Genomic DNA, 11,393 nt, shown 5'->3' with positions numbered 1-11,393 from the left:
GCCAGGCCGGGCACCTTCGAGCGGACCTCACGGCAGACGTCCACCCCGCTGCCGTCGGGCAGGCGCACGTCGAGCACCGCCACGTCCGGCTTCAGCGCGGGGATGCGGGCCACGGCCGACTCGGCCGTCCCCGCCTCGCCGACGATCTCGATGTCGTCCTCGGCGTCCAGCAACGCCGCCACACCACGCCGTACGACCTCGTGGTCGTCCACCAGGAACACCCGAATCATGACCTGGACATTAGCCTTCCTTTGACGGCCGTGACAGAGACGAAGGTCCCGTGTGTCAGTGGTCCGAGTGGCGGGACAGGCGGCGCAGGGCGCTCCTGATCCTGCCGCCGAACGGCGCGCGCCGCCGCGGCTGGGCGTCGCGGGCCACCCGCAACTCCACGAGGGCCGTGGCCGCGTCCGGGCGCTTGGCAGGTGTGGGGTCGCGCATCCGCCGTACGAGGTCCATGACCTCGGGGGCGACGCCGCCGGCGTCCGGCTCGGCGTCCACGCCGGGCGCGGGCAGCTCGCCGGTGAGGAGCTGGAAGGCGATCACCCCGGCCGAGTACACGTCGGCGGCGGGGGTCATCCGGTCGGGGCTCGCCCGGCATTCGGGGGCGACGTAGTGGACGTCGAGGATGTTGGGCAGCTCGTTGGCCACGGTGTGCTTGCGCGGGCCGGGCTTGGCGTAGTCGAAGCCGGTCAGCAACGCGTTCCCGTCGTCGGTGACGAGCACGCAGGCGGGGGTCAGCGACCGGTGGATGACGTTGTTGGCGTGGACGTGGGCGAGGCCGTCCAGCATGTCCTCCATCACGCCGAGCTTGGCGTCGATGCCCAGCCTCCGCCCGGTCAGGTGCAGGTGCAGGGCCTGCCCGTGGACGTCGTCGAGCACGAGCACGAACCGGCTCTCGTCGTCGATCGCGAAGAAGTCCCGCGAGCGTACGACGCAGGGATGCGGCGGGATCTTCGCGAGCGACTGGTAGGCGTTGGCGATCCGGCGCTGCTCGGCCACCCGCCGTCGCTGCTCGGCCATCGGGTCGGCGCGGTAGACCCGCAGCAGCACGGTCCCGCTGGTCGGGGCGGTGGCGTTGACGGCGCGATACTCGGTGACCCGGCTGTCGCCGCCGAGCTGCTCCTCCACCTCCCAGTTGCCGAAGCGCGGCGGCGCCGTCGAGCGGCGCACGGTGCCGTTCAGCGCCTCGAGGATCGCGGTGCGGTACGGCTCGGCGTCGCGGCTGCACCCGTGCCGCACCCGGGACACGTCGCTGAGCATGGGGATGAGCCCGGCGATCGTGGTGACGTGCCGGGCGTCGCGGCCGCTGGGATCGACGAGGACGGCTCCGGGGGCGGTCAGCACCACCACGTTGTCGACGTACAACCGCTCCAGCTCGCGGTGCTCCTCGATCAGCAGGCCCTTCAGCGCCCGCGCGGTGCCGCGCAGCTTGGCCACCGGCGAGCCGAACGCCTCCCGGTGCTGGGGAAACCACCGGGTGCCCGACACCTCGAACCGGCCCCGGGCCCCCTTCACGTCGATCACCACGAGGGAGTGGCCGGTGAGCACGACCACGTCCACCTCGAACAGGTCGGCCCCGCGCGGGATCTCGATGTTGTGCAGCAGCAGCCAGTCGTCAGGGGCGTTGTCCCGCAGGTGCGCGATGACCCTTCGCTCGGCGTCATTGACGGGGCGTCCGCCACCGACGATCTGAGCCATCTCTGCTGCTCCGCCTCTCTGACCAGATTGAGAACTTAATCCTCCTAGGTAGCGGTATTCCCGCGCCACCACTGATTCCCCCGCATTGTCCCAGGGGAAATCTGGAACTCCATCTCCGGGCCCGCTCCAGTCGGGCAACCCGAAGCGCATGATCACCAAATTGTCGGGGATGGGCGCTATCGCGGTTTGTGGAGGCTAATGCCAGGAAACGGAGTATTTCATGCGAGTTGTCGTGGTTGGTGCGAGCGGAAACGTCGGCACGAGCGTGCTCGCCGCCCTCGAGTCCGAGCCGGGCGTGACCTCGATCGTCGGGGTCGCCAGGCGGATGCCGGGCTGGCAACCGGCGAAGACCGAATGGCGTACGGCCGACGTCTTCAGGGACGATCTCGATCCGATCTTCGCCGGCGCCGACGCGGTCGTACACCTGGCCTGGCTGTTCCAGCCCACGCACGACCCGGTCACGACCTGGAACTCCAACGTGCTCGGCAGCATGCGCGTCTTCGACGCCGCCGTCCGGGCCGGGGTCTCCGTCCTCGTCCACTCGTCGTCCGTCGGGGCGTACTCGCCGGGGCCCAAGGACCCGCCCGTCGACGAGTCCTGGCCGACCCACGGCTGGCCGAACGCCGCGTACGGACGGGAGAAGGCCTACGTCGAGCGCGTGCTCGACATCTTCGAGCGCGACCACCCGGACATCCGCGTGGTGCGGATGCGCCCGGGGTTCATCTTCAAGGAGGAGGCCGCGACCGAGCAGCGGCGGCTGTTCGCCGGGCCGTTCCTGCCGCAGCGGCTGGTGCGGCCGGAGCTGATCCCGTTCGTGCCGGACATGCCGCGCCTGCGGTTCCAGGCGCTCCACTCGCGGGACGCCGGCGAGGCGTTCCGGCTGGCGCTCACCCGCGACGTGCGGGGGGCCTTCAACATCGCCGCCGACCCCGTCATCGACCCTGCGGTGCTGGCGGACCTGCTCGGCGCGCGGCGGCTGCCGGTCCCGGCCGCGGTGGTCCGCACGGCGGTGTCGGCCGGCTGGCACCTGCGGCTGATCCCGGCCTCGCCCGGCCTGGTGGAGATGGTCCTGCAGGTCCCGATCATGGACATCACCCGCGCCCGCGAGGAGCTGGGCTGGCAGCCCCGGCACAGCGCGGTCGACGCCCTGCGCGCCGTGATCGAGGGAATGCGGCGCGGTGCGGGCATGGAGACCCCGCCGCTCGCGCCCGACTCGGGCCGGGAGCGGATCAAGGAGGTCACGACGGGCGTGGGCACGCGGCCGTAGAAGGCATCGGCGAGGGAGGCACGATGGCGCTGCTCGACCCCGACTGCGTACGGCGGCTGCTGGAGTCGGCCGACCCGGACGTCGCGCTGGTCTTCGTCCGGGGCGAGTGCCTCGTGCTGCCGCTCGACGAGATCGACGAGAGGCACCAAAAGCTCGTGGTGGTGCGCCGCGCGGACCTGCCGGAGGCCCACGGCGACGAGCCGGTGACGGAGGAGCGGGTGGAGGCGCTCACGCGATGCCTCGAGAACTCCGTACGCGACCTCGGGGCCTGAAGCCGCCACGGACTGTTGATGCGTGACGGAGGCGTCACGTTCGGTAACATCGTCTCGGTATCCCTCATCCGAACGCGGTCCCTGACGTCGTGGAGGCGTGGCGTGGGCGGCCCGGATATGCCGCCCGATGCCGTCCTCTGAGACAAATGACGGCGTGTCGCGCGCTGACCCAAAATTCCGGAAAGCGCTGCGGACAAAACGGACAGACACCTTCGCACCGACGGACAAATCAGGATCAAAAGCTATCGCAAGCTGTGATCTGATCGTCACTCTTCGTACGGAACCCCGAATCCCGCTCGTATTCGTTGCGTGCACGGTGGGTCACCTGTGAACATCAGGGAAAGGTCCGGAATCCCTCCTACCGGGTCGGCGGCGCGACGGCGGCGGGGATTCCGCCCATGGCGCGCCCCGGACCGGCCGGGAACGGATTCCTGATCGGGCCGATCGACAGGTCCGAGACATCGATCTCGGCCAGCGCATATGGGGAGGGGGCCCCGATGACTGCTATCAGGCCCCGCGGGAGCGGGGGACGCCGTCACGAAGGGCGGATTCACGACCCGGAGTTCGGCTCGTGGATCGGCGAGGTGGCCAGAGCGGTCCGGGACGTGGTCGACAGCACACCCCGGACCATCCGCCTCTGCGCCCTGATCGCGGTTGCCGCCGCGTCATGGGCATTCCTCAGGTAGCCGTCCAGCAGCCATGAGGAGGTGGTCGCGGACCCAGGTTAAGGCGGCCGGAGAGCCGTGACGGCCCGGTTTACGGGATCGGGACGATAACCAGGGCCAACCAGGGCTCAACCCGGGCGCTGCCTGGGTCCGCGACGGGCCGCCGCTTGCCGACGGGGATAGGCGGCAGGGCCAGGCGACAGGGAGCAGCAGGCGACAGGGGGTAGGCAACAAGGGGGCAGGCGAACAGGGGGCAGGCGCCCGCTCAGACGGGGTGGGCGCTGCGCCCGAGGGAGGCGGTGCCCCCGTCGGCGGCGCCGTCGTCGACCTGCATGGACAACCGGATCGTCGACTGCCCGGGGACCTGGTCGATGGTCACCGAGTCGCACAGCTCGCCCATGAGCCACAGGCCGAAGCCGCGGTCGCCGCGACCGCTGGGCCGCTCGCTCGGCACCGCGCCGGGCCGCAGCACGCCGACGTGGTCGGCGACGTCGACGGCGAGCACGCCGCCGTCGCAGGAGATCGCCAGAGTGCCGGCTCCCCCTCCGTGTTCGAGCACGTTGATGGCGGCCTCGTTAGCGGCGATGATGAGGTCGTCCAGCCGGGGGCCGGTGAGGCCCGCCTGCACGGCGTACCGCTGGATGTTCTCGCGCAGCTCCGCGAGATCATCCGTTATCGGCCACTGCCGGCGGTGATCCACCACCTGTCCTCCTCGCCGCTGTCTTCCTGGCTGGGTCTGCCGCCCGATGTCTTCGAGGCTACCGTCTCGTTACTCGTTCCCTGCCTTCACCTGGGGGTTGACCGGGCGCCGACCGCGTCGACGGCCTCCGCCAGGCCCGGCGCGACGGTAAAGGCGCTGATCAGTCCGGTGACTCTGAAGATCCTCGCCAGCCGGGCGTTCAGGCTCGCCAGCGTCACCGCGCCGTTGCGCTCCTGCATCAGCTTCCGTACGGACAGCAGGATCCGGATGCCCGTGGAGTCGCAGAAGTCGATGCCGGTCAGGTCGAGGACGAGCTCGCGGTGCTCCTCGCCGAGGGCCGCCTCGACGTCCTGGCGTAACCGCTCGGCGTTCGTGTAGTCCAGGGCGCCGTCGAGTGCGACGACCAGCACATGGTCGGCGACGGGGGCGGACACGGGGGTCAGTACGACGGCGGCGGTCACGAAGCACACCTCGGCGGACGCTGGGCGGGGACGGTCGGACGGTGGGGGAAAGGGGGGGACGCGGGGGATGACGCCTGGCCGGGGGCCCGGCCAGGTTCGTCAGTCTAAAGCAGCGACGCCCCTGAACCGGGGCGTACGGCCTGCGGACAGCCACGAACGGCGGGTCACGCCGGACGGCAGGCCGGGCGGGCAAGCCGGACGGTCAAGAAACGCCATATGTGGTTTCTTGCCCGATGGCCGGGGGGAATGGGGGACTGAACGACTGGACCCCTCCTGAAAAGACCGCTTATGCCAGACGTGACAAGGGAGGTCCAGTTCGACACCGTGCAAGGACCTTCCCTCGTCGCGCAGGCAACCGTGAGTTCGGCGACGCTCACGCTCGGAGTCGAGGAGGAGTTCCTGCTCGTCGACCCGCGAACCGGGCGGGTCGCCCCGGCGGCGCGGGAGATCCGCGAGCGGGCGGCCGGGCCGGGGGCGGACCGGCTGGTGTTCGAACTGACGCAGTTCCAACTGGAGAGCAACACCGCCGTGCACACCAGCCTGCGGGACCTGCACGGCGACCTGCTCGAGATGCGCCGCACGGCCGCCCGCGCCGCCGCGGGCGCGGGGCTCGCGCTCGTCGCGTGCGGCACCGCTCTGGACGGCAACGGGGGAGTGCCGCCCCTCTCGTCGTGCCCTCGCTATCAGGCCATGCTCCGCGAGTTCGGGGCGATCATGGACGGCCAGGGCGTCTGCGGCTGCCACATCCACGTCGGCATCGCAGACCGTGAGGAGGCGGTGCGGGTCAGCAACCACCTGCGGCCCTGGCTCCCGGTCCTGCAGGCGCTCACGGCGAACTCGCCGATCGCGGACGGCAGGGACACCGGCTACGCGAGCTGGCGTGCGCTGATGATGGGCAGGTGGCCGAGCGCGGACCCGCCGCCGTTCTTCCGCTCGGCCGAGCACTACGAGAGCCTGGTCGCCGGCATGCTGGCCGGGGGCACGATCCTCGACCGGAAGATGATCTACTGGCTGGTCCGCCCGTCCGATCATGTGCCGACGCTGGAGATCCGCGCGGCCGACGTGTGCCCGACGGCCGGGGAGACCGTGCTGCTGGCCGGACTGGTGCGGGGGCTCGCCGAGACGGCGCTGCGCGACGTGCGGGCCGGCGTGCCCGCCCCCGCCGTCGAGGACACCCTGCTGCGGGCCGCCTACTGGAGGGCCGCCCGCGACGGCGTGGACGGCGAGGCCCTCGATCTGCTCGCCGGCGCCGGGCTTTCCAGAGGCGCCGGGCTTTCCATGGGCGCCGGGGTTTCCATGGGCAGGGTGCCGGCCTGGCGGCTGGTCGACCGCCTGCTTGAGCACGTGCGGCCGGTGCTGGAGGAGAACGGCGACTGGACGCCGCTGATCGACCAGCTCGAGCGCGTACGCCGCAGCGGGTCGGGGGCGGTGCGTCAGCGGGCGGCGTACGCCAGGCGCGGCCGGCTGCGCGATGTGGCCGAGCTGCTCATGGCGCAGACGGCCGCCTCCTGCTGGTCCTGACCGTGCTGGTCCTGAGTGGGCGCTCCCGTCACTCGGCGACGACGCGCAGCGTCTTCAGGCTGGGGTCGCTGACGTCCGGAATGTTCATGCCGCCTTCGAGCCCGGTGGTCAGATAGCTCAGCACCGGCTCGGTGATGCGCTCGCCCGGGCACAGGGCGGGCGCACCCGGCGGGTACGGCGTCACCATCTCGGCCACGATCCGTCCCACCGCCTGACCGGTGGGCACGATCTCGACCCGGCCGAAGAACGCGTCCCTGGGCAGCATCGCGATGTCCAGCTCCAGCTCCCCCGGCTCGGGCACGTCGATCGTGGCCGCGGGCGGCAGGTCGCGGGCCGACGACAGGGCGCGCAGCGCGTCGAGCAGCACGCCGACCGTCTCCTCGCTGTCGGCGACGGTGATCTCGGCGCTGACGCGGCGGTGGTCGCTCAGCGAGAGGTTGACGTGGCAGCGCTCGCGCACCCAGTCGGCGGCGTGGTAGCCGTCGACGCCGAGCCCCGACACGTCGACCACGATCTTCAGCGGGTCCGTGTCGAAGGCGCGGGTGTTCTCCTTGCTCATCACCCACAGGCCGTGCATCTTGTCGATCTCCCTGCGGACCGACTCCGCGAGCTCCAGTGTGCGGTCGAGCAGGTCCTTGCCGTGCTCCGCCATCTGCCTGCGCCAGCCGTCGAGCGCCGCGTAGATCAGAGTCGAGGGGCTGGTCGTGCCGAGCAGGTCCTCGCGGGCCTTGAGCACGGCCGGGTCCACCCGGTTGCCCTGCAGGTGGAACACCGAGCTCTGCTCCAGCCCGTTGCCCATCTTGTGGACGCTCGTCACGCACAGGTCCGCCCCGGCGTCCATGCCCCAGGTGGGCAGGTCCTCGTGGAACGGCAGGTGGGCTCCCCAGGCCTCGTCCACGATGAACGTCCGGTCATACCTGCGGCACACCTCGTTGATGCCCTCCAGGTCGCCGCAGGTGCCGTAGTCCACCGGGCTGGCGACGATGACGCCCTTGGCGTCGGGGGCCGCCTTGAACGCCTCCTCCACCGCCTCCGGCGTGGGTGGATACGACATGTGCAGATCGCCGTCCCAGTCCCCGTGCACCCAGACGGGCTCGACGCCGCTCAGGATCAGTGCGGAGATGACCGACTTGTGGGCGTTGCGGGCGACCAGCAGTTTCTCCCCGGGACCGGCCACGGAGAGCATGGCGCTCTTGATCGACAGGGAGCTGCCACAGGTGGAGAAGAACGCCTGCTCGGCGTTGACCGCCTCCGCCATGAGCTGCTGCGCCTCTTCGAGCACGCCCTTGGTCTGCAACCGGTCGTCCAGGCCGTTCAGGATCATGACGTCGTCCCTGAAAAGGTCCTCGCCCAGGACTTCCAGGACCCGCGGATCCACCCCCCGCCCCTGCTTGTGGCCCGGAGGCGTGAAACTCAGGTCTCCCCGCCGGCGATAGGCGGTGAGCGCCTCCAGCACGGGTGCGCGGGACTGATCCATGTCCGTGTTCCTCCCCTGAACGACACGGGGCCGTTCCCCCTCGTCCGCGCGTACCCGGACCTGACCGGCACAAACGATCGCGGCAGGCGGTCAGAAGCCCCCGCCCTCGGGAGAGGGCGGGGGCGGCGGTCAAACGGTCAGACCATGGAAACGTCGTGCGAGGCCGACAGCACCATGGCCGCCACGGCCTCGACGGGCGTGCCGTCGATGACGAACGTGTCGCGCAGCCGGGTCGCCTCAAGGACGATCTTCAAGATGCCGTGAACTCCGGTGAGCCGCATCGAACCGGCGGCCTTCTCGATGTCGTCCCGGGCGTCCAGCAGCGCTTCCAGGCCGCAGGAGTCGCAGAACCGCAGACCGGACGCATCCACCACGATCTTGATGCGACCCTGGCGGACAAGATTCCTGATCGCCCTCCGGAGCGTGTCTCCGCTGGCGATGTCGAGTTCACCTCGCAGCGCGACCACGACGGCCGGCTGGTGATCGCTCACAGTAATCTCGAGCTGCTGCGTTGTCATATACGCGCCTTCATCCAGATTTATCGGGCGTACTGTCTTGAACGACGCTACCCGGCGGAGTGTCAGGTCCCGGTAATGCGCGACGGTCGATGGTATGCGAGTCCGTCCGGCAATCCCACCTGTACGCAAGAATGTGGCAAATAGGTAAAGAAGTTGGGCTTTGTGGCGATCTTTGGCGATGTGTCCCGAGCCTCCCGGGATCACGGGGAACCCCTGTCCCGTAGGGGCTCGCGGCCTTCGGGTGATCGCCGTAGGCGGGCGCCCGGGCGCGGTGACCGCTGCGGGCCGCCCGGTCTCGCGGGGATGGAGACTGGAGCACTTCAAACATACCAGCTAGCCAGGCAAACGAGGCGTATCCCGCCTTTCTCGAAAAATGCTTACTCTCCCCATTCCTTCTTTATGGGCGCATTACCGACCATGCCGGGTCCATGGCCTGCACCTGACCGGTCCACCCGGCAGGTCACGGGAACGTCAGGGATCGGCGCTTGATCCGTCCGCGTGCGGGTAGAGGGCCGGATCCCGGAAGTACGGCGAACGGGAGGATCGGCATGGCGGACGAGATCACCGCGGGCAGGAACGCGGCGCGGGCACTGGCGGCCAGGACGCCCGGCTGGATGGTCTGGTACGGCGAGCGCACCGGAAGCTTCTGGGCCGTCCCCCGGGCCGGGACCGCGATCGTGCCCCGCATGCTGGAGGCGCCGACGGCGGACGACCTGGAGAACGAGATCCGGCAGGCCGAGGGCCGCCCCGCGCGGGAACAGGCGCAGGAGAAGCAGCAGCCCGGGCAGCCGGAGAGGGCGCAGCAGGGGACGGCGGAGGCCGCCCGGCACCGCCGTTCGGCCGAGGCGCCGGCTCCCCGGATCCCCGTAGGACGCTGACCGCGCGTCGCACCTATAGGGACACGACGACGTATCCGCCGGGGTCGAGCCTGCCGTCGACGGGCCTGCCGGTGATCAGGTCGGTGCCGTCGACCGGCACGGGCTGCTCGTCCTCGGTGTGGTTGACGGCGAAGACCCGGTCCCGCTGCCGTACGACCTCGACGCCGGGGATGCCGCTCCCGGCCAGCCCGGCGTGGGCGAGGACGCGGGCGTAGCCGGGGTCGTCGAGCCGGGTCGAGACGTACCACGCCGTGCCGCCGCCGAGGCGGTGGCACGTGACGGCGGGCCCGCCGCCGGGGTAGCGGGCGACCGCCTCGGCCCCGTCCAGGTGGACGATCTCGCTCCACACCGTCGCGCGGCCGAATTCCGGCAGTTCGATCGCGTCGGCGAGCGGACGGAACTCCTCCACGCGGATGCCGAGGATCTCGCGCAACGCCCCCGGGTAGCCGCCCAGCCTGATCCGGGTGTGCTCGTCGGCGATCCCGCTGAAGAACGACACGACGAGCGTGCCGCCGCCCTCCACGTACGCCGCGAGGTTCCGGGCGGCCTCGTCGGAGATCAGGTAGAGGCTCGGCACGAGGACGGCCCGGTACGCCGACAGGTCGTGCGACGGATGGGCGAAGCAGGCGGCGAGGCCCTGCCGCCACAGCACCCGGTGGGCCTGCTCGGCGGCCGCGAGGTAGTCGATCTCGGCGGACGGCAGGCCGGGCCCCTGCACGGCCCAGCACGCCTCCTCGTCCCACAGGATCGCGACATCGGCCTCGACGACAGGTGGACCGTCGAGCGGCGCGGGGATGCGCTTCAGCGCCTCGCCCAGGGCGCAGACCTCACGGAAGACGCGGGAGTCCGGGCCGGTGTGCGGGACCATGCCGGGATGCCACTGCTCGGCACCCCCGCGGGAGGCTCGCCACTGGAAGAACATCGCGCCCTTCGAGCCCCGGGCGACGTGTTGCAGGCTGTGCCTGGCGATCTCGCCGGGCTCCTTGGGCGACGTGCGCGGGCCCAGAACATACCCCGTGGCCTGCTCCATCAGCAGCCAGGGCCGCCCGCCCGCCCACGATCGGGCGAGGTCGGCGGCGAAGGCGGTCTGCTCGGCCGCCGTCATGCCCTGCCCTGAGGGATAGTCGTCGATGGAGACCAGGTCCACCTCGCGCGACCACTTCCAGTGGTCGACGCAGGCCCAGCCGGCCAGCACGTAGTTGGTGGTGACGGGCACGCCGGGGGTCAGCTCGCGGAGCAGGTCGCGCTGCTCGGCGAAGTGGGCGAGCATCTCGTCGGAGACGAACCGGCGGAAGTCGAGCGCCTGCGCCGGGTTGGGGAGGTACTGCGTCGCCCGGGGCGGGCTGATCTGCGCCCAGTCCGAGTAGTGCTGGCCCCAGAACGCGGTCGTCCAGGCGTCGTTCAGCGCGTCGAGGCCGCCGTACCGCGTCCGCAGCCAGGCCCGGAACGCCGCGGCGGCGTGGTCGCAATGGCAGGGCGTGCCGTACTCGTTGTGCACGTGCCACATGGCCATCGCGGGGTGGTCGCGGTAGCGCTCGCCGAGGGCGCGGGTGATCCGCAGCGACGCCTCGCGGTGCGCCGGGGCGCTCACGCAGTAGGTGTCGCGGCTGCCGTGCGTGAGCCGTACGCCCTCCCGGGTGACGGTCAGGGCGTCGGGGTGCGCCAGAGAGAACCACGGCGGGGGAGAGGCGGTCGGGACGGCCAGGTCCACGCCGATCCCGCCGTCGGCGAGCAGGTCGAGCACCCGGTCGAGCCAGCCGAAGGTGAAGCGGCCCTCGGACGGCTCCAGCCGCGACCAGGAGAAGACGCCGACGGTGACGAGGGTGACCCCGGCCCGGCGCATGAGCGCGACGTCCTCGGCCCAGACCTCCTCGGGCCACTGCTCCGGGTTGTAGTCCCCTCCGTACCACAGCGGCATGTACGTGCCCTTCTTTTG

General features: G+C 70.9%; 11 protein-coding genes. 4 read left to right on the top strand and 7 right to left on the bottom strand.

The features are described 5' to 3' along the window. Both FLW16_RS37020 and FLW16_RS37015 read right to left on the bottom strand, forming a co-directional pair. On the bottom strand, nt 1-230 hold a 230-nt coding region (locus FLW16_RS37020), incomplete at its 3' end, for a response regulator transcription factor (RefSeq protein ID WP_142565442.1). Nucleotides 231-285: 55 nt separating this feature from the next. Next, a complete protein-coding gene (locus FLW16_RS37015) occupies nt 286-1,698 on the bottom strand; it encodes a methylation-associated defense system protein kinase MAD6 (protein WP_142565440.1) in 1,413 nt (470 codons plus the stop codon). 220 nt (nt 1,699-1,918) lie between these two features. Here FLW16_RS37015 and FLW16_RS37010 point away from each other — a divergent pair, with 220 nt between their 5' ends. Further along, entirely contained in the window at nt 1,919-2,965 is a 1,047-nt protein-coding gene (locus tag FLW16_RS37010) for an NAD-dependent epimerase/dehydratase family protein (protein WP_142565438.1), read from the top strand. Between the two features lie 23 nt (nt 2,966-2,988). Next, the gene (locus FLW16_RS37005) at nt 2,989-3,237 is read left to right on the top strand and encodes a hypothetical protein (RefSeq protein ID WP_142565436.1); all 249 of its coding nucleotides are present in this window, start codon (nt 2,989-2,991) and stop codon (nt 3,235-3,237) included. A gap of 930 nt (nt 3,238-4,167) precedes the next feature. Here the strand turns inward: FLW16_RS37005 and FLW16_RS37000 are convergent. Next, nucleotides 4,168-4,605, bottom strand: a complete 438-nt coding sequence (locus FLW16_RS37000; RefSeq protein ID WP_185949757.1) for an ATP-binding protein — start codon at nt 4,603-4,605, stop codon at nt 4,168-4,170. Nucleotides 4,606-4,688: 83 nt separating this feature from the next. Continuing rightward, on the bottom strand, nt 4,689-5,063 hold the full coding sequence (locus FLW16_RS36995) for an STAS domain-containing protein (protein ID WP_142565432.1): 375 nt from the start codon (nt 5,061-5,063) through the stop codon (nt 4,689-4,691). A 288-nt stretch (nt 5,064-5,351) separates the two neighbouring features. Between FLW16_RS36995 and FLW16_RS36990 the strand changes: the two genes are divergently transcribed. Further along, the gene (locus FLW16_RS36990; protein WP_142565430.1) at nt 5,352-6,584 is read left to right on the top strand and encodes a glutamate--cysteine ligase; all 1,233 of its coding nucleotides are present in this window, start codon (nt 5,352-5,354) and stop codon (nt 6,582-6,584) included. A 28-nt stretch (nt 6,585-6,612) separates the two neighbouring features. On the opposite strand, the gene FLW16_RS36985 is transcribed toward FLW16_RS36990, so the two are convergent. Together FLW16_RS36985 and FLW16_RS36980 are read right to left on the bottom strand one after the other, a co-directional pair. Next, a complete protein-coding gene (locus tag FLW16_RS36985; RefSeq protein WP_142565428.1) occupies nt 6,613-8,061 on the bottom strand; it encodes an aminotransferase class I/II-fold pyridoxal phosphate-dependent enzyme in 1,449 nt (482 codons plus the stop codon). Nucleotides 8,062-8,198: 137 nt separating this feature from the next. Next, nucleotides 8,199-8,579, bottom strand: coding sequence for an STAS domain-containing protein (locus FLW16_RS36980; protein ID WP_142565426.1), 381 nt, complete (start codon nt 8,577-8,579; stop codon nt 8,199-8,201). 548 nt (nt 8,580-9,127) lie between these two features. On the opposite strand from FLW16_RS36980, the gene FLW16_RS36975 reads away from it, so the two are divergent. Continuing rightward, nucleotides 9,128-9,457: a hypothetical protein gene (locus FLW16_RS36975; RefSeq protein ID WP_142565424.1), complete on the top strand. Its 330-nt coding sequence runs from the start codon at nt 9,128-9,130 to the stop codon at nt 9,455-9,457. 13 nt (nt 9,458-9,470) lie between these two features. Here FLW16_RS36975 and FLW16_RS36970 read toward each other — a convergent pair whose 3' ends face one another. After that, nucleotides 9,471-11,375: a beta-galactosidase gene (locus FLW16_RS36970; protein WP_142565422.1), complete on the bottom strand. Its 1,905-nt coding sequence runs from the start codon at nt 11,373-11,375 to the stop codon at nt 9,471-9,473. Between the last annotated feature and the right edge of the window lie 18 nt (nt 11,376-11,393).

It is taken from the genome of Microbispora sp. KK1-11 (assembly GCF_006874435.1).
Classification (GTDB): domain Bacteria; phylum Actinomycetota; class Actinomycetes; order Streptosporangiales; family Streptosporangiaceae; genus Microbispora; species Microbispora catharanthi.
The sequence above is the reverse complement of the archived record's forward strand: the minus strand, read 5'-3'. Positions and strand labels throughout refer to the sequence as shown.